The organism is Chryseotalea sp. WA131a (assembly GCA_025370075.1).
GTDB lineage: Bacteria > Bacteroidota > Bacteroidia > Cytophagales > Cyclobacteriaceae > ELB16-189.
On the sequence record CP073016.1, the window covers coordinates 2,079,747 to 2,103,096 of the forward strand.

General features: G+C 37.8%; 23 protein-coding genes. All 23 read right to left on the reverse strand.

Features of this window, described 5'->3' with window-relative positions:
* Positions 1 to 4 precede the first annotated feature (4 nt).
* The 23 genes from KA713_09370 to KA713_09480 all read right to left on the reverse strand — a co-directional run bounded on the left by KA713_09370 (position 5) and on the right by KA713_09480 (position 23,204).
* Positions 5 to 1,126: an adenine-specific methyltransferase EcoRI family protein gene (locus tag KA713_09370; protein ID UXE68757.1), complete on the reverse strand. Its 1,122-nt coding sequence runs from the start codon at positions 1,124 to 1,126 to the stop codon at positions 5 to 7.
* Between the two features lie 174 nt (positions 1,127 to 1,300).
* Positions 1,301 to 1,945 (reverse strand): hypothetical protein, encoded by a 645-nt coding sequence (locus tag KA713_09375; GenBank protein ID UXE68758.1) that lies wholly within the window; start codon positions 1,943 to 1,945, stop codon positions 1,301 to 1,303.
* A 317-nt stretch (positions 1,946 to 2,262) separates the two neighbouring features.
* Positions 2,263 to 3,165: an IS3 family transposase gene (locus KA713_09380; GenBank protein ID UXE68759.1), complete on the reverse strand. Its 903-nt coding sequence runs from the start codon at positions 3,163 to 3,165 to the stop codon at positions 2,263 to 2,265.
* 5 nt (positions 3,166 to 3,170) lie between these two features.
* Positions 3,171 to 3,512: a hypothetical protein gene (locus KA713_09385; GenBank protein ID UXE68760.1), complete on the reverse strand. Its 342-nt coding sequence runs from the start codon at positions 3,510 to 3,512 to the stop codon at positions 3,171 to 3,173.
* A gap of 937 nt (positions 3,513 to 4,449) precedes the next feature.
* Positions 4,450 to 4,857 carry a hypothetical protein gene (locus KA713_09390; GenBank protein UXE68761.1) on the reverse strand — a complete coding sequence of 136 codons (408 nt, stop codon included), beginning with the start codon at positions 4,855 to 4,857 and terminating at the stop codon, positions 4,450 to 4,452.
* A 43-nt stretch (positions 4,858 to 4,900) separates the two neighbouring features.
* Positions 4,901 to 5,434, reverse strand: a complete 534-nt coding sequence (locus tag KA713_09395) for a hypothetical protein (GenBank protein ID UXE68762.1) — start codon at positions 5,432 to 5,434, stop codon at positions 4,901 to 4,903.
* Between the two features lie 179 nt (positions 5,435 to 5,613).
* Positions 5,614 to 6,216: a hypothetical protein gene (locus tag KA713_09400; protein ID UXE68763.1), complete on the reverse strand. Its 603-nt coding sequence runs from the start codon at positions 6,214 to 6,216 to the stop codon at positions 5,614 to 5,616.
* Positions 6,217 to 6,373: 157 nt separating this feature from the next.
* Entirely contained in the window at positions 6,374 to 6,979 is a 606-nt protein-coding gene (locus KA713_09405; GenBank protein ID UXE68764.1) for a hypothetical protein, read from the reverse strand.
* 365 nt (positions 6,980 to 7,344) lie between these two features.
* Positions 7,345 to 8,493, reverse strand: coding sequence for a hypothetical protein (locus KA713_09410; GenBank protein UXE68765.1), 1,149 nt, complete (start codon positions 8,491 to 8,493; stop codon positions 7,345 to 7,347).
* Positions 8,490 to 11,837, reverse strand: a complete 3,348-nt coding sequence (locus KA713_09415; protein UXE68766.1) for a hypothetical protein — start codon at positions 11,835 to 11,837, stop codon at positions 8,490 to 8,492. The genes KA713_09410 and KA713_09415 overlap by 4 nt, the downstream gene beginning before the upstream one ends.
* A gap of 37 nt (positions 11,838 to 11,874) precedes the next feature.
* On the reverse strand, positions 11,875 to 12,453 hold the full coding sequence (locus KA713_09420; GenBank protein ID UXE68767.1) for a DUF4194 domain-containing protein: 579 nt from the start codon (positions 12,451 to 12,453) through the stop codon (positions 11,875 to 11,877).
* Positions 12,450 to 13,910 carry a DUF3375 domain-containing protein gene (locus KA713_09425; GenBank protein UXE68768.1) on the reverse strand — a complete coding sequence of 487 codons (1,461 nt, stop codon included), beginning with the start codon at positions 13,908 to 13,910 and terminating at the stop codon, positions 12,450 to 12,452. The genes KA713_09420 and KA713_09425 overlap by 4 nt, the downstream gene beginning before the upstream one ends.
* A 1,109-nt stretch (positions 13,911 to 15,019) precedes the next feature.
* Positions 15,020 to 15,922 (reverse strand): WYL domain-containing protein, encoded by a 903-nt coding sequence (locus KA713_09430; protein UXE68769.1) that lies wholly within the window; start codon positions 15,920 to 15,922, stop codon positions 15,020 to 15,022.
* 1 nt (position 15,923) lies between these two features.
* A complete protein-coding gene (locus KA713_09435) occupies positions 15,924 to 16,277 on the reverse strand; it encodes a hypothetical protein (protein UXE68770.1) in 354 nt (117 codons plus the stop codon).
* A gap of 10 nt (positions 16,278 to 16,287) precedes the next feature.
* Entirely contained in the window at positions 16,288 to 17,112 is an 825-nt protein-coding gene (locus KA713_09440) for a hypothetical protein (protein ID UXE68771.1), read from the reverse strand.
* A gap of 236 nt (positions 17,113 to 17,348) precedes the next feature.
* Entirely contained in the window at positions 17,349 to 17,744 is a 396-nt protein-coding gene (locus KA713_09445) for a hypothetical protein (GenBank protein ID UXE68772.1), read from the reverse strand.
* The gene (locus KA713_09450) at positions 17,722 to 18,180 is read right to left on the reverse strand and encodes a hypothetical protein (GenBank protein ID UXE68773.1); all 459 of its coding nucleotides are present in this window, start codon (positions 18,178 to 18,180) and stop codon (positions 17,722 to 17,724) included. The genes KA713_09445 and KA713_09450 overlap by 23 nt, the downstream gene beginning before the upstream one ends.
* Positions 18,177 to 18,440, reverse strand: coding sequence for a TM2 domain-containing protein (locus KA713_09455; protein UXE68774.1), 264 nt, complete (start codon positions 18,438 to 18,440; stop codon positions 18,177 to 18,179). The genes KA713_09450 and KA713_09455 overlap by 4 nt, the downstream gene beginning before the upstream one ends.
* 1,225 nt (positions 18,441 to 19,665) lie before the next feature.
* Complete coding sequence (locus tag KA713_09460; GenBank protein UXE68775.1) at positions 19,666 to 20,100, reverse strand: nuclear transport factor 2 family protein; 435 nt, start codon at positions 20,098 to 20,100, stop codon at positions 19,666 to 19,668.
* Complete coding sequence (locus KA713_09465; protein UXE68776.1) at positions 20,097 to 20,414, reverse strand: DUF2971 domain-containing protein; 318 nt, start codon at positions 20,412 to 20,414, stop codon at positions 20,097 to 20,099. The genes KA713_09460 and KA713_09465 overlap by 4 nt, the downstream gene beginning before the upstream one ends.
* Before the next feature lie 290 nt (positions 20,415 to 20,704).
* Positions 20,705 to 21,184, reverse strand: coding sequence for a hypothetical protein (locus KA713_09470; GenBank protein UXE68777.1), 480 nt, complete (start codon positions 21,182 to 21,184; stop codon positions 20,705 to 20,707).
* A gap of 161 nt (positions 21,185 to 21,345) precedes the next feature.
* Positions 21,346 to 22,518, reverse strand: coding sequence for a hypothetical protein (locus KA713_09475; protein ID UXE68778.1), 1,173 nt, complete (start codon positions 22,516 to 22,518; stop codon positions 21,346 to 21,348).
* Between the two features lie 227 nt (positions 22,519 to 22,745).
* A complete protein-coding gene (locus KA713_09480; protein ID UXE68779.1) occupies positions 22,746 to 23,204 on the reverse strand; it encodes a hypothetical protein in 459 nt (152 codons plus the stop codon).
* Positions 23,205 to 23,350: the final 146 nt, after the last annotated feature.

Below are 23,350 nucleotides of genomic sequence, written 5' to 3' on the forward strand. Positions count from 1 at the left end.
ACTTTCATTTTTTACGTTTTATAAGAAGTCGCTTATATACATTTACACCATCAACTGAAACTGACATATTGATATCATTATTCCAACCATCAGGTCTTCCGTAATCATAAGAGCAGCCAATTATTTCGAATTGTTCAGGATTATATTTGTCTAAGAAAGTAATGGGAACGCCCATTACACCATCATAGTCACTTGGAATTGAATCAGTGTATGGAACTTCAATTGCATTGAAATTATCATATTTTTTATACCCAACCCCTTTAATATCCTTATGAGAACTAAACTTAATGTTATCATTCATCGTCATTAGAGGTAATATTTGGTGTCTCTTTCCATGGTCTAGATTAGTAAACCAAAGACAATTGTTTGTAGCTACGATTCTATTGCCATCTTCATCAATTCGTGCTTCAGTGCCATATAATTCATAAGATTTAGGAACAATAAAGCCAGAAATCCAACGCCCCATTCCTGTACCTAACCATACTTTATTTTTTTTGATCAATGGAAAAACTTCTTTGTAAGTAATTGCATTTATATTAGCTATTATTAAAAATTTCTTGTCGTAATCTACAAGCTGCTTAATGAATTCTTTGAAAAGACTAAATGGTGGATTGGTTATTACAAAGTCGGATTGTTTCAATAATTCAATTGATTCAGGGCTTCGAAAATCACCTTCACCGTACAATGGTGCCCACTCATTTTTCTTGTTTTGTTTTAGTTGTAAGGCAACGTCTTTTAAGCTGAATTCACCGTCACCATCTATGTCACCAACTGAGTTTATAATAAATTTGTTGGCTGTTATTTTGGGACGACCTTTTTTTTGTTTATCGGTGTCATTGTAAACAAATAAACCTAATTGAGTATTTGCAACAGGAGAGGGTTTGTAACTTGTGGTAATGAGCCGTTTTAATCCAATTCGTTCAAAGTTCAATATGAAATAGCGAAAAAAATTGCTTTCATACGGGTCGTCACAGTTACAATAAACAACTTTACCTCTGAATGTGTCAGGGTTGTATTCTAAATAGGCTTCAACCTCCTTTTGGATGTCAACATATTGCGTGTAAAATTCATCACTTTTTGATTTCTTTGCTTTATGCAATAATTTGTTTGCTCCTTGTCTTGCCATTTTATTTTAAGTCTTTCTTTCAGGTTCTAAATTTACATTTTTGTTGTCAACTGTTATTTCTTTGCGGTGTCGTCTTACGCTTGCCTGTAACGTGAATATTTGCGATCGGGCGGGAATTTGAAACTGCGTCCTGTCCCCAAACACAAAGCGGAATAAAGATAACAAAACTTTGAACTACACGTCAACCCCGCCTGGCGCAAATATATTGTTGTGTGCCGTACCAATTTTCTCAACTCTCTCTTGTCCACTAGTTTCGTTTTTGAAAATGATTGTATCGTTGTCCCGCCACGAGATTTTATCGCTTAGGCTTTCCTTTAATTCGATTTCATAAAATTCTATAAGAGGCAATTGAATTGGACTGTCAAACTTGTAAAACTTTAAAACATATGGACATGCCCAGTAGCAACCCACTACTCCTAAAATTTCAGCATTTGGTGAGATGTAGTAGTCTGTCCCAATGAAGCCGTCTTCTCCCGGAGAAAAACCCTCAATTATTCTATTTGTTAAATCAATAATTGTCTGTCCCCCATAGATGTCCTCTGCGCAAATTAGATAGTCAACATTACCTTTTGTTGCCCACCCATGAAAGAATGTCCCCCAGTTGCTGAAAATTGAAAATAGTTTTTCTCCGGTCGCGTGTTCAAAAATTTCAACTTTTGTTACTTCCCAATTTGTGTCGGGTCTGGTCTGATTATACTCTGCCGTCTCTATTCTGTACTTCTTTGTCGGGGAAAAGACTGTCGTCTCGCTTTCCTTAATTTTTGAATTAAGGTCAAGATATGTTGCTATTTCCTTTCTAATTTCTTCTATGTGATTCATCGTCCAATCGGTATGGCACACAACGGCCAAGTTTATGACGGCTGTCTCGTCCTGAAAAAAGTTTACACAATTTGGTTAAGAATCCTACTGCAAGTTTACAGCTTTAAGTTAATCCTGAATACCGTTTACATTTTTTAATTTTGTGTTACTGGTGAAAGCGGAAGTAGGCCCTGCAGAGGTGCAACCTACCAGGAATTAAACCAGTGTGTGACGAAGTATGTTGTTCAATAGAAGCCAAGTTTAACCGCTTGGCTTTTTTTGAGGGGTATACTTTTGAACACCTTTATGCCTTTTAAAACCTGCCCCGCGCAGCGGGGCTATGCCATTGAGACCTCCTTTCCTTTGTTCTTCTGCCAATAGTTGGTCCACCGCTTCTTGATCGGGCCGCTTTGTTGGTGCGCTTGGGCAGGCTTTAGGTTATCAATGCTTCCATGTGGGCGAAGGTGGTTATAGGTGCTGCACGCAATGGCCACTTCTTTTTGGGCCGTTGCATAATCAGGGAATGCCTCTTCCAGTAACTCTTGCTTCAAAATCCCGTTCACTCTTTCGGCCAGTGCATTTTCCAACGGGTCACCTTTCTCGGTCATACTGATCTTGACCCCATGCTGTTCCAATAATTTCACATATCCATCGCAGCAATACTGTACCCCTCTGTCGCTGTGATGGATAAGCCCATCGTGCAGGGGGGTTGAAGCCAACGCCATTTTCAAGGCGGCCAGCGGCCCTCTTGCCGATAGGCCCTCGCTCAAATAAAACCCTACAATCTTTCGGCTGTATGCGTCTGTGACCAACGACAAATAAGCAAACCCCTCATTCAAGTGAATGTAGGTTATGTCACTGACCCAAAGCTGGTTAGGGGCAACTGGGATAAAATCACGGACAATGTTGGGGTACTTTTTAAAGCGGTGTTTCGATAGCGTGGTCACTGGGCCTCTCCGTTTTCGTTTCGTGACCAACAGGCCTCTGTCTGCCAGCAAATCAAACATTGCGTCCCGCCCGATTTTAAAACCATGGGCCGTTAGAAAACTTTGCATCTCATCTAACAATTTTCGAGTACCGATACGTTTGAGATGTTTTCGATGCCGCAACACCTCTTCGATAATGACATCCGATTCATAAGCTTTCTGATGAATATAATCTATGCCTTGATAGTAGGACTGCCTACTATAACCAAGCAGCAAACAAAGCCCGTTGATACAACGGGGCGTACTTTGTTCCACCTGCTCTACTGCTTGGTGCCAGACTTTTTTCGGATGTCGATCTTAAGCTGCCCCTCAGCTATGTCAATGATGGCATTGAGCAACTTATTGTGCAACTTAGCTTTTCGGAGTTCTTCCCGCAGTAGCTTTACATCGGTAGGCAATTCTTCCCGGGGAATATCGTCTTTGACTTTGATCTTGGGCTTTGTTTTTCTCACCGGCTTTCCTTGAAATTGTGTGACCCAATGGTGGATTGATCTAAAGTCAACTCCATGCTTGGCCCCCAATTTACGATAGGTCGTATCGCCCAGCAAATACTCTGCAATGATAGCCTCTTGTTCCTGAACTGTTTTTTCTGATTTTACCATCTTGTTTACACGTTAATTCGTGTAAACCCAGATCAGGACGAGACACTCTTTCTTCTTTTGTCATTGTCTCAAGTTTGGGTTTTAACTTTGTCCAAAAGCCGATGATTAAAAGTGGTCCGAGAAAAGGAATTACCCAAATAAGTCGTTTGTGTAATCTTCGTCTCTCTTCGTTTAAATAGTCAGACTTGTTAATACGAATTGTCACGAAAATGTTCAGTAACACATAAACTGTCCCAATGGCCAATAGTATTTTCAATTCGTTTGCTTTAAGTTATTCTCATTGTCCCGTAGCATAGCAGCCAACGGTTTGGCTTGCAGAAGGCGGGCAGTTAAAACCTGCGCCTTCTCCCACGTGATTAAATAAATGAAACGCACTGAACTTTCCTAACGCACAGTCCGCCCGCTTTTCTGCAAGCCTGTGTTATGGCCAGTTTGCAACCGAGCTTAGGGTTTTAATGTCGACCGTGCAAAAGAATAAATGTCAACCGAGAAAGTCTCGCGAGCAAGTCGTCCAGCGCAAGAGTTTTTGGTCGTCCGCCAGAAAGTGTCGTTAAGAGTTGTCGCGCGAGAATGGGTCGTCCCATTGCAAATGTTTCCGAGACGAGTCGTCAACGAGCAAAAGTGTCACCAAGGAAAAAGTTTAAAAAGGCGTCTTTGATTTTTTAAATTTTCCGTCAGTCGTTTGAAGCAAAGTCCGCGCAATGTTTATGAATTGTCAGCGAGCAGAAGTCAGTCGTCTACTAATTTGCCGTCACCGAAATTTCGGATGCACACTCGTCCCGCAAATTGGCCATAACGTGAGTATTTGCGTTCGAGCGGGGCTTCCGAAGCCACGTGCTGTCCCCGACAGCGAACGCACTAAAGATACGAAAACGTTGGATTACGCGTCAACCCCGCTTGACGCAAATACATTGTTAGCAGCTGGTTTGCCTCTCAATCAATATAACTCAATAATGTCAGTCGTCTCCAAATCAATCTGATTGTCGTCAAGGAATCGAAGTGCATATTTTATCATTTCATTTTCCATTTCCATTTTCAATTTGAAGTCCTCCTTGTCCTTAGATGGAATACTTGGCGAATAGTCAAAAACCTTGTCCGCCTTTTCAATTTCAATTATACTTCTTGAGTTTGTCTTTACTTTTTCAATTTTCAAACGGAGAATCTCTTCTATTTCCTTTGTCAAGTTCGCTGCATGTCTGTCAAATAAATTGTACTGATTGCCCGTTAAATACAAACTAAAAAAAGTCTTGTCATCTTTGTCGAAATAAAATTTCTTTTCAGGGTCGTCATTTAAAAATTGTCCAGCCCAAATAAAAACTAATACCCTATCTTGTTTCCATGTCATATTCAAACTTGCTGCTAACGTTTAGCTTATTGCTGGCGGGCAATTAAAACCTGCGCCATGTCCAACGAGATAAAGATAAATAAAGAACTGCAAACTTCAATGACGCACAGTCCCGCCCGCTTGCAATAAGCTTTTGTTGTGGGCTGGGCCGCTTTACCCATTCTATTTTCTTCCTCTTGTCCAATGTCGGAATTGTCTTTTGTCCGAAATGCCTTCTGTGTATTTGTATTGTTATTATAAGTCGTACGATTTCAAGCCCCATAAGAGCTCCAATAAAATACTTATATCCTAATTCGTCCAGTTGGAATGGATTAATTGTCAGCAAGAAACTAAACGACAAAATCACAAATAAAAGTCGGAGTGGGAATTGTCCATAGGTTAACCAAAGTCCGACCTTACTTTGTCTAATCAAGAAGTATGCAGAGAAAATGAGAGATAAATAACACAAAGGTGTCCCAATTGCAATAGCTACAAAATACGGAGAGGCACTTGTAAATCCAGTGTCGATTGGATTTTTAATGTCCCTAAACAAAGTCACTAAATCAAGAAGACCAAATACTATCAATAACTTTTTCATGTCCTATTTGTCAACCGCCAATTTGTCCAGCGGCCTTGCCCACAACGTGAGTATTTGCGTTCGAGCGGGGCTTCCGAAGCCACGCCTTGTCCCCGACACCGAACGCATTAAAGATACGAAAACGTTGGATTACGCGTCAACCCCGCTTGACGCAAATACATTGTTGTGGGCTGCTTGCCTCACTTACTTTTTATCATTAGGGAAATCTTTCGAGTGTCCCTTATGTAAATTCCTTTTAGCTTTTCTCCTTCAATTTTCGTTTCGTCTTTGCCCCCTGGATTTATAAATACTCTCCCTTTAAATTTAAAATTGTACTGGTCACCATACATAAATTCAATTGTCATGTTAGGAACAATGCTCGCAGGATTGTTGTCGTCCACGTTGCTTGCAATGTCAATGCAACCCAGCTTGGTAATTTGTCCTTTGTTATACTCAAATACGTCAACTCCTGTTGAATACTCAAATCCAAGTTCGCACACAATTATTATTCTGTCGTCCTTGAACTTGTAAAATATTGGTCTATAAATATAACTCTCTCCAACGTCTTCAGATTTGAATTTAATCTTGTTCTCTTCAATATAAAGAAGTTTAAGACCTTCAATCTTAGCGTTGTCAGTTGTCAGTTGGTTTGCTATTACAAATCTCTCCTTTTGGTTGAGTACATAACTGTCCTGAACGTTGAAGCCGTCAAGTTTGAATTTATTGTCTTTAGTCAATTGAATAATTTCGGGGTTCTCTGTCCCGATAAATAGAATAAAAAGAATAGTTGTTATCTGGTTCATGTCTTAATTGCCAAGTTGCCCACAACGTGAGTATTTGCGTTCGAGCGGGGCTTTCGAAGCCGCGTCCTGTCCACGACACCGAACGCATTAAAGATACAAAAACGTTGGATTACGCGTCAACCCCGCTTGACGCAAATACAGTGTTGTGCGCTGGCCTTCACCTCTTAAGGTACTCTGTCAACATGAATACTCCGTAGATCCAAAAGTTATAAAGCAAAGTGTAGGTCAGCCCATACCTGATGCTCTCAAATATGTTGCCCTTACTTTTATTGGAATTCTTAAAGACTAGTCTCAAGGCTCGAAAGAAAATCCAGTACAACATTGCTGCAAATGTCGCGATGACTATCAATACAACGTTACTGAAAATCCATAGCGCTAACGCAACTAGTATTGCCCAAAGAATCCACAATAGTATTCCCGCAATTATCCCCTCTAAGCCGTCACCAACGTCAACGTCAAAACCGTCTCCATGGTGAGTCGGATGAATATTTAAATCTAGGCTGTCGTTAAATGATAATTTGTCACTTGTTATTTGTCCAATGTTGTCTTTAAGCTTGACACCCCGGTACAGCCCGATAGTTATAAAAAGAAAGAAAGCTATTGAAAGTATTGTCGTTGAAATTATTGAATTCTCAAAAAATGTATTGTGTCTCCCGAGTCCAAAAAAATAAACGCCAATAATGGTCAATGAAACTACTAGAAGACTAATCTTAAAAATAGTCTTCGATTCAATTAGTCTATATGTCTTTGGTCTTAACTTCATTCTGTGTCCTTAAGGCTTGCGCACAACGTGAGTATTTGCGTTCGAGCGGGGCTTCCAAAGCCACGCCTTGTCCCCGACACCGAACGCGATAAAGATACGAAAACGTTGGATTACGCGTCAACCCCGCTTGACGCAAATACAGTGTTGGTAGCTGTAGGGCCCTTCACCGCAGTTAATTCGTAGCCTTGTCTTTGGTCACCCGTCAATGTTACACAGCTCTTTATTGGTCAGTCGCGCGGTTGGGCATTTTTCATTGACTCAATTGTCGGCTTAACACAAAACTGAGCACACTTATTGGCTGGCTTTGGCTGTGGGTGGAATGTGCGGCCCTGACAATGTGTGTGCGACTTGAGGTTTGTAGCTAATTAGTCATTTTTAAAGTAGTTGTTCACATAGTCGAATGGCACTTTTTCCTGTTCAAGTCTCCAGTTATTTGTTTTTAGAATATTGTAAAGTTCCTGTTCTCTGTCTGTCAGGTTTAATTTCGTTGAAATATTGGTCGGTGTTCCTTTATCATTTTCAAAGAATGTCTCAAAAGTTACTTTGTCCATTAGTACACTCTTTACGTTTGTAAAATGTTCTCGAAGTCGCGATAGTATCTCAAATCCTTGAACATCGATGTCACCCCAATACAAGATTTCCATTTCAATAAGCCAAGCAGTGTTTTTAAGATTAAGCACGGCATTACCTTGACCAAACACTGCAATCGCTCCCTCCATTTTTGGAAGTGTCAAGGTTGTATAAAGTGTAGTTTTGTTTTCCACAACCAATATTTTTTTGATTGGTAGATTCAATGTTTCGAATTGACTTACTGGAATTGCTAAATCATCAACCCCTGAAAATAACTTTTGACTGATTTCCTTGTCTAGTATCTTAAATCGAATTTGTGATTCACTATACTTTAGGTAGAATCTTTTCTCAAACTGCTTTTCTTTTGTATTTAAATTTTCAAAAACTAGAATATCGAGCAATTCTTTGAGTACGCTCTGATTTCTTTCAATAAATTTAGTATGGACATTTATGGGCAATTCCCTTATGTATTGATTTGGTTTAGGGTTTTCCTTGAAATATTGACACACCTTCAAAATGCTAGTCCATTCAGCGTGGTTTTGTATCACCTTAGCAGGATTTTGAGCAGCCCAGTTTCTCAATTCAGGAAGCTCATTGATGATTTTATCTATGTTTATCTTAAATAATTCCGCTTCTTTCTCTTTACCCAAAAATTTCAAAAAATCCCTCTCTGTTTCAAAGTAGATTGATACAGGTAAATCTTGGATACCTAAGTGTTTGGTTTTTACCTGCTGAAACTCTAACGAATAGCCAAATCCTTTTTTCTCTTTTGACTGACTATTGATTAACTGTATTTCTTTTTCGAAATCAGGAAGAGATGATTTGGTATAAGATTTATCTCCACGTATAACAAGCTTCGCAAAGGGAACATCATTTGCTAGAGCTTGTAGAAAAGAAAAGTATTTTCTTTCAGCCTTGTCTTTTATTTCTTGGGGAGTAATCATTTAGACACGTATTTCGCTTTCTCTTGTTTGAATTGTTCAATCGGCATATCGTAAAGCCAAGAATGTCTTTCTTCTTTGCGTTCAACGAAGTGAACGAACGATATGTCATTTTCAACAATATGAATGTTATCACTTGGAGTAACTACTAGTAATTGCAAGTGGAGCTGTTTACAAAGTGTAATGAGGTAACGCGCTTTGTCTTCGTCCTGCGCTTTAAACGCTTCGTCAATAGCAATAAACCGGAAAGAATTAGTTTGTAATCCTTCTTTTGTCAAACCAAATTGATAAGCGATTGCCGAACCTAAAATTGTGTAAGTAAGTTGCGCCTTTTCACCACCAGAAAGTTGCCCCATATTTTCGTAGGTCTTGAATTTTGCGTTCGTTTCTTTATAAAATTCTTCAGCTTTGTAACTGAACCAAGAACGAACATCCATCACTTTTTTACGCCAATCCTCCTTATCCAATTTTGAAATTAAGGGTTCTATGTGGTTGTAAAAGTGATTTTTCCGTCCGTCAATAGACGCATCAATTTCTCTGATATTTGGGATTGCAGCGTTAAGTAATTTCTTAAACTCACCAACTTCATCACTGATCTTATTTGGTGCTACAAGTTGAATGTATGTTTGAGGTTTACTTTTAAAATCAATTTCCTTTAAGGAATCGTTTAGGTGCTTAATGTTTTCCTTGATAGAATCAGTCCAGTTTTCGAAGAACATTCTAAAATCACCAACTTTGTTTGTAATTGTTTCTTGAAGGTAATTATTGAATTTTGTTTCAAATTTTGGGAGATTGTCTTTTTCTAATTTGTGCAAAAACGTCTGATATTCGCTAATGAATTCCAAATGCGTAGAGTCGGGAAGTGAGCTAATATCGGAGCGCCAATCTTTGAATTTATTTGTGATCTCTTCTAATGGCTGTTTAAGGGCATTTATTTTAATACTTACTTCTCGTTCATTTTGTTGTTTTTGATTTATAAGTTCAGATTCTTTTCTCGTTAATTCTCTTTGAAAGTTTGTTTGTGTTGTTTTGATGTTTGAATAATCTATATTCAAAATCTCAAAGTGGTTCTTTTCAAACTCAGCAATATTAATAGTGCCTGTAATCTGAATTGTTTTCTTATTTTCTAGAATACCTTTTTCAATATCTTCAATGTTCTTTTTCTTATTAAAAATATCTTGCCCTTTATTGAAAATAGTAACTTCCGAAAGCTGTTTTAAATTCTCTTGCACTTTCCTCAAGTCTTCTTGCAACTGTTTTACTCGGTCATTGGTTTTTTCTAACTTGTTTTTCTGTTCTGTTTTTTCTTGTATTTCCTTGGCATAGGATTGCCAATTTACATCATCAAATTTCTCAAATCTTGAAAATAGATTATGACATTCATCTTTGTATGTTCCTAAAGTTCTAATTTCAGTACTTTTACTTGTAATCGCTTTCCTGTTTTCTGTTTGCTGGATTTGTAAATTGATTAATTCCTTCTTTAAAGCCGCAATTTTTTCTTTGTTGTCCCAACCTAAAACATAGTTTTCCTTTTTTGAAATATGTTCACGGTCGTCTTTTTCGTGCTTTCCTTTTTTAAATTTAATCAACCCATTTTGAGTGATTACCATTTCAGTGTGAAGGTCAAATTCAGATAGATTATCCACACAAATAAAATCAAATTGATTTTCTAAGTACACCTCAATCCATTCGTAATACTGTGTTTTCGGCTTTATATCAATTTTATGGACTAAGGATTTTTCGTTATTGTCCTTGTGTCGTAAATTTTTGAGATAGTCTTGTTTTTCGTATTTATCGTAACGAATTCTACCCTTCAAATTATTACTATTAACATACTGATTTACTTGTGAGTAATACTTTGGTGGAACAATCAATCGCAACGCAAAATTGTGAAGCACTTTTTCAATTGAAGATTCCCAGGTAAGTTCATTTTCTTTTACTTTGATAAGTTCGCCAATAAATGGAATCTCTTCTCTGTTTGCACCAATGTGTGTAATTATTTCATCTCGTATTGCGGCTTCGCGGCCCGCAATGTTGTTTTTATTTTCTTGAAGCGTTTTTATGGTTTTTACTAATTCTTCTGTCGCTTGTTTTAGCTTGTCCTCTTCATTTTCTAACGCGCGTAAACTTTTATTTCCATCATCAATATTCTGTTGAGTACTTTGTTTTAACTGTTTAGCATTTTCACGGTTTGCATTAAAAGTTTCCTCGCTTGGGTTTGAACTTAGTTTAACAATTTGTGCAATTCTATTGTACTCATCTAATTTTGTCTTTCTGCTATCTCTATTCCTTTCAAGTTGCTTAATGTCTTTTTCTAATTCTTTTAGTTGATTGCCGACTTCATCTTTTTCAATAGAAATAGAAATGGTTCGTTCATCTTGTTTTAGTTTTTCTTCTTTGTTTCGTAATTGTGTTAATTCGTCATTCAAACGTTCTAGTTCTTCCTTACTCTTATCAAACTCACTCTCTCCAAGTTCCACGCCTCTCTGGGCAAACCAATAGACTGCCGTTTCTCTTGAATTTTCTAATCGCAGTAAGTCCACTTGAATATTTGTGAGAAGTATTGCAATATCATTTATTGGCTTTAACTGTTTGATTTGTTCTTTGGCTTTTTCAATGTTGGTCTTTGCGTCCATTAAAGTTAAAAAGCTTTCCTTAAGTTGAATAAATTCAGCTTCGGCATCTTGTTCTTCTAGCATGTTTGTTCTGATGAACTCATCCAAATCCTCCAACACTTTTACACCCACAACTTGATTAAACAGACTTAGCGCTTTTACAGACCTCATTCCCAACAAATTTGACATTCTCTCCGCGTATGCTGTTGGTCCGTCTAAAAATTCAACTTTCTTCTTAGTAGTGTTTGAATTATATATTTTATCCAATCTTCTTTTCCACAAACCTTTTGAGTCAAAATCATTAAAATCTTTTTCAACGTCTAGAGAAACGTGAGCAATACCGAATTGCCGGTTTAACTCCCCACTACTATTAAACCAACGCACCTGAAACAACGTGATTTGTTTTTGGTCGGTGTTTGAGAAATTGGCAAGGATTACTGAATAAGTATTTTTATCACGCAACTTTTGGGTGGAAGTTGAGCTTTTCCCTTCTTCTTGAATACTTCCATAGTGGCCTAAAACATAGGTTTCTTCGGTTCGGTCGCCCTTTTTCTCAACACCAGATGATTGGTTGTAAAATCGGTCTTTCTTTGCGGGAACCATCAAAGTAAGCAAAGCATCAATAAATGTACTTTTGCCCGATGCGTTTGCACCAGTAAGTAGCGAGTTATTTCCTTGAGGATTTATTCTGAAGACGTTCTCATTAAATGTTCCCCAGTTAAAAACCTCCATATATTGAAGTCTGAAACCCGCTTTGTTAGAACTTGTACTAAACAGACTCAACATATTCTTTCAGTTTTGTTTGAAAATCCTGTAAAGTATCGAGTGTTATTTTCTCCTTTATGATTCGGTGGATTTGGTATTTTGTTTCGCTATCCTTTTTGTTGATTTCTTTCAGATACCCCAATTCGACTACGTTCCGAATGTATTTATCTAGGTCTTTTTTAAACTTCAATTTGTTGTAACCCTCTTGCAGAAAGAGTTCCAATTCATCTTTAATTTCGGAATCAGTAATGAATTTTTCCGTTGCCAATTGAGTGGGATTGCTGTCGAATTCTTCTAGACTCTGCCTTAAAACCACAAGAACGATTGATGTTTCAAAGCCGATTTGTCTCCTTGTAACTAAACCTAGTGTTTCGCCTTCGCTATTTTCAAATTGCTCTACGAAAGCAAAACCTTCATCTTTTTTTACAATTAACTCTAATCCGATTTGACCGATGTATTCCTGAATTTCTCTTTGATAGTTGATTATATCTTCCCATACGGTTGAATTTCGCTCAACTGGCGATTTGAGCAATCTAACTATTGCTTTGCTATATGGCTGAATATTTCTCTCTAAACTGCTCATTTTGTCAAAATAATTTCAGGTATTCTAATTTGCTTTTTATTTTCAACATCAAACATGACGTTCTGTGTTTTATCAGGACTGATTATATGCTTGAATTCTTTTGCAATAGCAATGTATCCGAAAAGTTCAGGCAACCCTTTTTCAAGCCCTCCGGAATTTTCAACAACTTCTAAAAGTGTTGTTTGTGATTTTTCTTTAAGAATATCTTTGATTCTTCTTCTAAGTAGCTCCTTGTCAATATTAGATTGTGCAAATAGCTTATTTAGGTAATTAGAATGCGAGATATCAGCGTCTGCTATTTTGGGCTTGTTTGTATAAGAAATATCTTCAGTTTGTTCAAGAGTTAATTTACGTTCAAAGAGTATGTTGATTTCAATATCAGTTTCTAATTCAAATGAAATTTCTGGCCTTTTTCCTTTATTACTGATTTCGACAAGTGACTTCTTAATCTCTTGAATGACGTTTTTTGTAGCTTCTGATTTAGAGCTCTCACTTTCCCGAATAATACGACTCAATTTCTCGGCCATTTTATCATTAGCTTTATACACCCTTTGGCCCGAACCATGTAAGTGTTTTTTCATTCCCTTGAGAAACTGATCATTTACCGAAATAGATTTTCTTTCCAGTGTATTATATAATTCTTTGGTTAATATTTCCCATTCTTTTTGCAAGTCAGGGTTTAAAATGAACGACCAAAAAGCATAAAAGCTTTTGCCTTGTTGACTTTCTTTAAGTGAATCAAGTGCATCAAAAGTAAATTCCAAGATGTCACTTTTTGTCAAACTTCCGTCAGCGTGCTTTTGGTAAATTGCTTTTGTAATTTCTTTGAAGTTGTCTTCAACCTCCTTAAAGTCTGAGAGTAATTCCTTGGCCGATTGGTTTAACTGATTAAAGCGAGGAACAATTTCAAATTCCTGAAATACTTTAACATCTTCCCCTGTCTTTATCCTTTGAATTTGTTGTTCAATTTCTAATTTTTTGTCTTCTAGTAATTGAATTCTCTTGTCAGTATCATCATTAGTAAATTCCACTAATTCTTTTAATTGACTAAATATGTACTTGAATTTGGACTCTGTACCAATGTACTCCTCTTTTTTTAGGCTGGAGAGCCAGTCAATAGTTTTACTTGAGTGAGATGAGAGTTCATAAAATATTTCCCCTTGGTCATCCTGATAATTCGTTAAAAATCCCTTGTTTGTCCAACTCAGAATATATTTCTTAGCCTTTACTTCATAGGTGTCAATTAATTCTATCTCATTCTCATCATCATTTTCGATTTGTTTGAACTCTAGGTAATCGGCAAGTTGGCTGTGTATGTTATCATAGGAGATGCTCCCTCGAAGGTTGGAAAAAGTCCTTATAAAAAAACCAACAATAGCTTCCCTATTTCTTAGCCTGAGTAGCTCAACACTAGGAGAGGTATTTATAATTTCTGTTATTTTAGAACTCTCTATCATTGCTAAGGGATTTTTTCGAGTTGGTAACGGCTATGCTTTGCCATTATCTAAAGTCAGTTTTCAAGCTATTAAATGGTAATATAGGGAAATTTGAGTCTTTTAACCGCTTTTTGTGCGTTGGGAATTTGGCTCTTGCCATAGCTTTGGTGTCGCGTTGGGTTTGCGCGGCTATGGCATGTGCCAAATGCGTGGGGCAAATCGAAGCACAATTTTCTTAAAAATGCGAAGGGTCGGCTGTATTGATTTTAGTCTGTCCCACGTTTTAGTTTTTTCAAAGTCCAAGTTGTCATGGAGCCGTTCACTTGTCCCCGTGGAAAATCTTTGTTAGAAAATTGTCGTCCTCTTTTTTTGAAACACAAATTTGTCCGGGCCCTATTGCTACCAACGTTTGTGCTTCTGCAGTAGCGCGCTTTCGAAGCCTCGTCCTGTCCCCGAACCCAAACGTTGAACGAAGATAACACTTATAGCTTACACGTCAACGCGCTATTGCAGAAGCACTTTGTTAGCAACATGTGCCCTTCTTCTCTCAACTTTTAAGTCAGTCGCTAGTGTGTCGTAAAGGTGTCACGTAATAGAATTGATTGTCACGGTACATGGTTGTCCGTTTGCTATTCATTTGTTCTTTGTCACCGGAACTTGGTTGTGAAACTGTACCCGCGCGGGGGGCAGCCTTGGAGAATCTTTTAGTTTGCTCTTATTAATCTGTCCAGTATTGGTGCGGGGGTGAGGCACTCTTGGCAAAGGCTTTGGATTGTGCGGTTGGATGTGTGGCCTTTGGCAAGTGTGCTGCCTGGGTCGGCCTCACTGTCGGGTTAGATATGCCCAAAATCTGCTCAAATTCAATGATTGGTCGCCCGAATTGAAGTCACGGGCGCGAGAATTCTAAATGCGGAAGCGAGAATACTACTCGCGGATGCTCCATTTCTCCGCGCTGTCGCAAGAATTCTCCGCACGGAGGCGAGTTTTGAAGTCGCGGAAGCAAGAATACTACTCGCAGGTGCGAGAATTCTATTCGCGGAAGCTCCAATTCTAAAGCAGGTCAGGAGTTTTCTAAATCATCCTGCTTACTTTATGAATCAGGTTGCTTAATTCTTACTTAGCGGGCAGACTCACTTCTTGTATTGAACCAAAGCATTTTTGTATATTTCGCAAAGTTCTTTTCGTAAGCTGTCGGGTGAGATTATTTTTACTCTGTCACCGAACGATAGGAGTTCCATTACAAAGTCATAGGTAATATAGAGTGAAAGTTTTATTTGGGTCTCTTCATAGTTATCAGTTATCACTTTTTGTGATTCATGAAGCGGAAATGATTTAATGTACTTCCCCTGAAAAGAGTCAAATGATAATATCACCTCTTCCATGTCTTTGTCGATTGAATTGATGATCCCAAAGTAGTTTTTGAACATTTCATTTGCATCAAAGTGTTGTGGCCACTCAAATTTCTTCTTGGTTATTTCGATTTCCTGTATTCTATCTAGTCCAAAAGTTTTTAGTTGATTGTTTTTTTGGTCTTTTGCCAGAAGATACCATCTGCCTCTAAATTCTTTCAAAGCATATGGCTCAACGTCTCTTTTGCTAATCTCATCTTCATCAAATTTCAGATAGGGAAATCTGACTATAAGCCGATTCTTTATGCAGTGTAGTATTCCGTAAAAATTATCTGTGCCTTGAGCCTTACGCTTTTCGAATTGAATGTAGTTAGAAAGGTCATCTGTAATGTTGAGAGCATTGAACATATCGAAGGCTTCTAACATTCTCCCAGTTATCTCTGATTTATCTCTGTCTTCAATGGAATAGACTCTGCGCGAAAAGTCGTATTGAATGTCAATTTTAAAAATATCCCTTATTTCGGTTAAGTCTCTTTGAAAAGTCCGCTTAGAAATAGAAAGGTCGCAGTCCAGAAGGTCAGATTCACGCGCTAAGTAGGTACTTATATCTTCAAATGTTGCTTGTCCTTTTTGCAGCCTTTTCAGAATTAGTGAGTAACGGAGAAAATATTCACGTTTTGACATATTACTGTTTGTCCCTTAGTTGCGATACCCTATTGATCTGTTTGGCTAATTGTTTGGCCTCTTTTAATTGAACTTCGTTCAGAAATATAATTTCAACGAAACAATGCAAATGGATAAGAATTCCATTTTTTAAAAAGTAAGTTATGCTCTCATAAGGATTATTCTCTCCAAATTGAATAATACGTTTGTTATGAATACTAGATCTCAACTTAGTATCAATCCAAACAGCGGCCTTTTCACAATCGGTCTCTTCTAAAACAATAATACTTGGCGAGGTTATTAAAAAGCGGTTGTATTCGCGTAACCATTCGTCACCGTATTCACCTTTAAAGAAATTTATGTAGGTGTTATCCACAAAACTTAGTTTAAGACTTTATCAAACTCAATATTTGATGTACAAATAAATCTTGAAGCTTGTGACCTCCAAATCGAGGTCGTTCTGTTACTATTATTTTTGTGGAGTCAAATTTTTCATTGTAGTGAATTTTAGATGGTAATTCTTGTATTGTTGGGAAATTCTGTATTAAAGCTTTGCCGAATGGCTCCCACCATTTCCCATTTGTAAGAATTATACAATACTTTGGTTTTACTTCCTTGATTTCCAGTTCTAACAATTTTATAGAATACTCCATTTGAATATTTTGTTCATAATCGCTTGGGTTTGCGTCCTCTGGAGCAATCTTATATAAGTTTGACCACACTAATTTGCTCGACCAAGAGCTTTGATTGCGATCTGTACCATAGTAATCATTTATCAACTTAAACACAACGTTCCAAAAAAATGAACGGTTTGCCCTATAATTACCTTTATAAAAATCCTTTACACCGACATCTTTAAGTAAGTATTCTTCATAAGAATACATATCCCATTGCACATTAATAAAATCTAAAGGATTATGGTTAAGAGGCTCAAAATATTTATTGGACGCTAGTATACTCTCTGATAATTTATTGTCAATATCAATAGGCGTTGCTATTTCAAAACCGGAACCCCAGCCGTTGGCAGCCTGACCATATACTAAAAAATCAGCGTGCTCGTTTTCCGCAATTCCAAAACTTGGATAAAAATCAATATAGTACTCTCCGGCCTTTCCATCTTCTTTTAGTTTTGTTTGAAATGATAAAATGTTTTCTAAAAATAATTGATTGTATTCTTTGGATAGTTGATTGTAAACTTTAATGTCTTTCATACAATGTATTTTTAAAATTGTCTTTTCTTTGTTCAGCGTTTGGATATCGTGTGCAGTAGCCAGGTGCAAGACTTGAAATGTTTCTTCCGCAGTATTTATAATAATTGTTTGGCATGGCTAGTGGCAAAATGTAAACTGGCCATAAACAAATATACTAATATTAAAATCCTACTTTAGACTATCATTTCATGTTTGGCTATTTCGATATGCTGCTGTTCTTCAATTCGCACTGCGAACTAAATATCTGTTATCTTAAAAATATGTTTGTTTTTTTTGTTATGATCCCATAACGCATGCATGGTGTAACACCACCTTGTACCCAGTTTTGGAAATTGTTCTTCACTCCAATCGTCATTAACTTGTTTTTGTTTCGATTCTATGTGTCTTAAAGAAAAGGCCTCATTAAATACAAAGGCCGGACTATTTCTTCCCGTATAGTATTCGATATAAAAATCCAAATTGTAGTCTTGAAGATCACCTCCGTTTCTTTTCAGTCGTTTTCCATAGATTTCGCTAATTGTCCTGAGCCTTTCTAATAGTTCTCTCTCTTTATTGGCTAGGATGTAATTTAGCTTTTTCAAGACCTGCACCTGTTCCTTAGTAAGTTCATCATTTATGTGGTAAGTTTTCATTCTGTACTAATTTTAAATTAGAGTTTCTTCCAAGAATGAACGGTAGATAGTTGGTATCAAAGGCAATCATATTTTTATCTAAATCATAAAAGAGTTGCTTGCCTCCAAACATTTCTTCCAGTAAATGCTTCTTCAAATCGGCAATACATTCCTTGATGTAAAAAAGCCTGTCATATTGGTATGATGATGCCCATTCTTCCAAAATAGAAATGGCTTGCGCAATTTTATTCTCATTTTGCATTCCCTTTTTAACCAAGTTTTCATTGGACATCCATAAGATGGTGTAGTTACGCTGTAGGGTTTTAATAGTTTTTTTTAGTTCCATTCTAAACTCAATGCGTTCTAGTTGATTTAGTTGTAGGTAACGGTCAACAGAAAATTTTTCGTTTAGGAATTCGAGATCAATATGAGATTTCCTTTTTAGATTCTTTTTCACGGTTTTTTTAGATTGCTGGCTGTTATTTTGCCAATCTCCAATGCGGTTGCTCTCAATGTCTTCAATTCATTATTGGTATTATATTGGTCAACCTGTCCCCCCAAAGTGAATAGGTCAATCAACGAACCAATGCCGAGTACTCCGCCTGTAATTATCCAGAGTATACCCGTACCGATTTTCCCAAGATAGAAACGGTGAAACCCCAGCCACCCAAAAATGCTGATAAGCCATAATAAGTAAGCAATTCCTTTTGATTTCATAATTTCATTGTTTTTTGAATCAAAAGTATTCAGCCACTCAGCCAAAGTATGTCGCAGTTATTTTTTCTTTTTTGGCGGGTTGGGATTTGGCTCTTGCCATTGCTTTGGTGTCGCGGTGGGAGGTGCGGCAATGGCAAGTGCCAAAAGCGTGGGCGAGAATCTTTTTAGGTTGCGGTGCGGTGGGAATTGTTAGACGAATCTTTGTTCGTCAGCCGAGTCGAGTCCCAGTTTTTTATGTTTCTTTTTAAAGACCCCGTTGTCTAAAGATACGCTAAGTTGTCCAAGTGGAGATACTTAATAGGTGGGGTTGTCGAACATTGTTTTATTGTCGTGGAGAATTTGTCGGGTTACACGGAAGGGCATTGTTGCTAACGCTAAAGTTTGCGTCAGGGCGGGAAGTTGACACCTGCCTCATCTCCCACGTGATAAATAAACCAAATAACCACGAAACTTACAAGCCACACGTCAGCCCCGCCTGGCGCAAACTTAATGTTATGGGCTGCTGTCCTGCGTCACCCTCCACGAAGCGCGTCCCGATGTCGTCCTGCGTCAAACGCTCAGCAACGTGCTGTCTTCCTCGGTCAACGGAGTGCACACGTAAACGTCAAACGAAAAACTGTCAACGAGCTAAAGTCCCACGAGAACAAAACAAGTTACCCATAACGATGAGGCTTGCTGCAGTGGCGGGTTTTTGAAACGTGTCACTGTCCCACGTAGCTGAACGAAATTAAGAAAACAAAACTAAAATGCAACACCAAACCCCGCCTTTGCAGCAAGCCATTGTTGTGTGCTGGCACTTTTACACCAAGCTAATTCCAACTCCCTTGTCAAACAAGTAGTAAATATCCCCGTCACATGTTTTAACTCGAACCCTCTCAAAGTTCAACACGTCCACAAATTGTTTTGAACCCTTGCTCTCAATTTCGTCATTATTGTCAAGTCGTTACTTTCATTGGGAAGTTGTCTATGTTCGGACTTTTTGTATAAACATAAACACAGTCCTCTCCGCTGTCATTTTGGTCAATCATTATCCATAACTGAAAGTCGTGATGTAAGTCTTTAGTTTTTGTTTTAACTGATCAAATGTCTCGAGGATTTGTTCAAGATATTGTTTTCTTGTCTTCCTGTTCTTGTTTCCTTTTCTGTCCCAGTCAAAGTGTGTGCCAACGGTCAAACCAACTTTTAGGTCCACCCGAAAAATCTAGATCCAATTCTCTTTTCGTGCCTAAAGTTGCTTAACAAAACAAACTTCGCTTATCAAGTCATTGGTAATTGTATAAACAACCAACGCATCCATTACCCAATTATCAGGAAAACCGCCTGACTTATCAAAGCCTGTCAACTTTTCCAGATCAATCACCTTGTTCCCAAATACTATCCTATTCGCAATCTCGCACTTTAACTTTGGGTGAATGGCAAATAACTTTTCATATCGCTTCCTCATTTCAGATTTACCAACATACAACATAGTATTCGGGTATTCCCTTACTTTTACGCTGTCGCTGAACGGTCTCAAAAATTCATCAATGTCCTTGTTGTTGTAGGCGAGCAATTGCTTATCGGCTAATTCCACGGAAACCTTCTCCAATAAGGCAATCTTTTTATTTACCTCATCAATAGATTGGCTATAAGCACTTGTGAATAAAGTGAGGATTGTCACAAAAAGAATCTTTTTAAGGAAAAGACTAAACAGACACCTTTGTATTTGTCGCCATATTGATCCCACATTCTTGGTTTTGCAAACCCGTATTTTTCAAAAGGAGGAAAAATCATACCATTTTCGTCCGGACGACAAGTATTTTTGCAAAAACAAACTTGCTTAGTTTTTCTAAGCATTTTCTTGGTCTCGTTCGTTAATCGAATTGCATCAGCGGGAATTCCTTCTCCGTGATTACCTCCAGCATAGCTAAAAAAATGTTCTGTGTTTTCAATTGGATCACTTGATTGAGAACGAGGACTTAGTCGTAATTTCATGCTCGGCAAAATATGAGATAGAGCCGTCTCAGAAGTCGTGTAGTGATAAATTGTGTCGTTGTCTTTGTATAGATTTGGAATAAGTTGGATACTCATTTGTCAGTGAATTTTTTTACCCGCGCGCTCCTTTTACAATGAGGCATAACGTGAGTATTTGCGTTCGAGCGGGGCTTCCGAAGCCACGCCTTGTCCCCGACACCGAACGCATTAAAGATACGAAAACGTTGGATTACGCGTCAACCCCGCTTGACGCAAATACATTGTTATGGGCAGTTTTCTGTCCACACAATTTAGGTGAAGTATTCTCCGTCCCAAGGTTCTTGAAATGAAATTGTCGAACTTGGTTGGAGCTCCACAGTCAACGATTCGTTGTCAGGAACCAAACCAAAGATAAACCCGTTAATTACGGTCTTAAAGGTTTTTACTTTTATGTCTTTGAATTCCGTTTGTCCCAAGTCAGAAACCATTTCTTGAAGTTTTACTTTAATTTTTTCATTGTCCACGTCTGCCGTTGTTCCTGCAAACCAATGTTTTGTCGTCAAGTAATTTCCTTTTTTGTCGAAAGTGTGAAGTACTGCGTACTCCCATCTACTTTTCTTCCAGTCTTCGTCCCCTGTTATTTCGTCCATTGGCTTTGAAAACACAAATGTTTCATAACCCCAAAATAGTCGACCGTCACTGCATTGTCCAAGGTAATGAGTATGGTAATCTTCCATTCTCATTATTGGTAACAGGTCTGGAATTCCTTTCTTTCTAAATAGGTTGAACATGACTCAAGTCAAAAATTGCCCATAACGTGAGGCTTGCTGCTGTGGCGGGTTTATGAAATGCGTCACTGTCCCACGTGGCTGAACGAAATAAAGAAAATAAAACTACAATGCAGCACCGAACCCCGCCATTGCAGCAAGCTATTGTTGTAGGCAGGCCGCAATTATTTTTCGTTTTTTATAAGTTCCCAAACTTTGTCATTGTAGTTATTCCTAGTAATGCCAGTCAGTTTTTCAAGTGTTTTGTAATAATTCTCATTCCCTTTTTCATAAGGTCCGCAGTTCAAAAATTCCCAAACTCCGTCAAAACCCTTTTCTTTTTCTATTTTTTGTACTATTAAGGCATTCACTACATAGTCAACCATTAGATGTCTGGCTTGACTTTCTCCAAAATTTACGGGATTTTCCTTGTAGTCTGACCAATTTGAATTTTTGTCGCTCGCTATTTTTGTTTCAAATTGTTTGAAAATATCTTTCCAACTAATTCCCCAACTACCACCATAGAGATAAGCACATGCCTCGTCAATTGGCTTGTTAACTTTTCGTCTTGAAATTACTAAACTTAATCGGTCATGCCATAAGTCGTGAGGGTCAAAGTCATTAAAATTTGCATTATTGTTCCCTAGAACAATCACTTTTCTATCACCTAATGATGAACTTAAAGTATTCTCTGTGTAGCCATTATAGTCTGATTTATAGTCCACGCCTATCAAGTTTAGAACTTCGGCAAAATTTTCAGTACAATAAAACTCAGTAATCTTATCTTTCGATTTTAGTTTACCATCAAAAACGGAGGCCATTTTATCGTACTCCTTTGTCTTTGCCTTATTTATGTCACTCTGGTAGTGAAAAATATTGTTGCCTACTTTTAAGACTTTCCAATTCCTTGAATTTCGTATCAGAGTAGAAGAGAATAAAAAGGTATTATTTGTCTTGGTGGCAATGAATTTAAAACTTGCCCTAGTCAATGGAGTTTTCTCGTCTACGCCAATATAAGACACCTGTATCAAATACTTACTTTCCTTAAGAGGTACAACATTTGTCAGATAGGGCTTATAAAAAAAGTCATCTTTAAATCTTCCGCTTTTCGCAATACCGTTTATCTCATCAAGCAAAACATAGGTTTCTATTTTCTCGCTTGGGAGAATAAATTTATTTTCTTCGTTTGGTTTTTGGGCAGCCACTAAAAAGTCATTCAATGATGAAAGTAGCTGCTTGCTTTCTATACTGTCTGAAAGTAAAGCAATATTAGGATTTACAATTAAGCCACTTGTCTGGGCACTCAAAAAAAGTGTCGTTACTAAAAACGTAATGGTCAAGATAAATTTTAATTTCATTTTCTGGTCTTTGTTAAATTGTTGGAATTAAATCTGCCTATAAAGCTGCATACGACTATTCTCACAAAAAGTTTTCTAAGTAGGGACTCTCCCAGTGGCTTGCCTACAACGTTTAGCTTATTGCTGGCGGGCAATTAAAACCTGCGCCCTGTCCAACGTGATAAAGATAAATAAAGAACTACAAACTTCAATGACGCACAGTCCCGCCCGCTTGCAATAAGCTTTTGTTAGCTGCCGTTTTTTTTGGTCAATGCTTGCTCGAGCTCCGGAAAAGTCGCGCTGATTGTCGTGCCGTCCATTTTTCCGTCATAGTCATTGTCGCCATACTCAAGTCCAACTATAATAAGCTCATTAATTTCGTTTTTCTGTTTTTCAGTCAGTCCGTTTATAAGTTTAATAAATTCCTTTTCTCCTAATCTATTAATTATTTGCGTCAACACATAACCGAGGTCATAGCAACCAGCAGCCCCACCACACGAAAACTCAGTCAGTTCAATTAAAGCTTGCTGGTCTTTGTCAAGTGTCCGATTGATAATGTCGCAAAGTCGCTTATTAGTTGCGTAGTCCTGATTTTCATATAATGCGTTGCCGATTATAACTCCGTCAACTTTGGATTGTCTGCAAGAAGTCAACAGTATAAAAGTGATCGAAGCTACTGTTATGTTAATAAGTTGTCGTGGTGACATGGTGTCTGTTCAAAAATGGCAGCTAACGTTTAGCTTATTGCTGGCGGGCAATTAATACCTGCGCCCTGTCCAACGAGATAAAGATAAATAAAGAACTACAAACTTAAATGACGCACAGTCCCGCCCGCTTGCAATAAGCTTTTGTT

Coding starts and splice junctions, on each gene's coding strand:
- KA713_09470 (UXE68777.1), bottom strand. CDS start 21,184: ATGTTCAACCTATTTAGAAAGAAAGGAATTCCAGACCTGTTACCAATA.
- KA713_09390 (UXE68761.1), bottom strand. CDS start 4,857: ATGACATGGAAACAAGATAGGGTATTAGTTTTTATTTGGGCTGGACAA.
- KA713_09400 (UXE68763.1), bottom strand. CDS start 6,216: ATGAACCAGATAACAACTATTCTTTTTATTCTATTTATCGGGACAGAG.
- KA713_09395 (UXE68762.1), bottom strand. CDS start 5,434: ATGAAAAAGTTATTGATAGTATTTGGTCTTCTTGATTTAGTGACTTTG.
- KA713_09410 (UXE68765.1), bottom strand. CDS start 8,493: ATGATTACTCCCCAAGAAATAAAAGACAAGGCTGAAAGAAAATACTTT.
- KA713_09480 (UXE68779.1), bottom strand. CDS start 23,204: ATGTCACCACGACAACTTATTAACATAACAGTAGCTTCGATCACTTTT.
- KA713_09385 (UXE68760.1), bottom strand. CDS start 3,512: ATGGTAAAATCAGAAAAAACAGTTCAGGAACAAGAGGCTATCATTGCA.
- KA713_09420 (UXE68767.1), bottom strand. CDS start 12,453: ATGAGCAGTTTAGAGAGAAATATTCAGCCATATAGCAAAGCAATAGTT.
- KA713_09455 (UXE68774.1), bottom strand. CDS start 18,440: ATGAAATCAAAAGGAATTGCTTACTTATTATGGCTTATCAGCATTTTT.
- KA713_09415 (UXE68766.1), bottom strand. CDS start 11,837: ATGGAGGTTTTTAACTGGGGAACATTTAATGAGAACGTCTTCAGAATA.
- KA713_09405 (UXE68764.1), bottom strand. CDS start 6,979: ATGAAGTTAAGACCAAAGACATATAGACTAATTGAATCGAAGACTATT.
- KA713_09440 (UXE68771.1), bottom strand. CDS start 17,112: ATGAAAGACATTAAAGTTTACAATCAACTATCCAAAGAATACAATCAA.
- KA713_09430 (UXE68769.1), bottom strand. CDS start 15,922: ATGTCAAAACGTGAATATTTTCTCCGTTACTCACTAATTCTGAAAAGG.
- KA713_09465 (UXE68776.1), bottom strand. CDS start 20,414: ATGAAATTACGACTAAGTCCTCGTTCTCAATCAAGTGATCCAATTGAA.
- KA713_09425 (UXE68768.1), bottom strand. CDS start 13,910: ATGATAGAGAGTTCTAAAATAACAGAAATTATAAATACCTCTCCTAGT.
- KA713_09370 (UXE68757.1), bottom strand. CDS start 1,126: ATGGCAAGACAAGGAGCAAACAAATTATTGCATAAAGCAAAGAAATCA.
- KA713_09475 (UXE68778.1), bottom strand. CDS start 22,518: ATGAAATTAAAATTTATCTTGACCATTACGTTTTTAGTAACGACACTT.
- KA713_09445 (UXE68772.1), bottom strand. CDS start 17,744: ATGAAAACTTACCACATAAATGATGAACTTACTAAGGAACAGGTGCAG.
- KA713_09375 (UXE68758.1), bottom strand. CDS start 1,945: ATGAATCACATAGAAGAAATTAGAAAGGAAATAGCAACATATCTTGAC.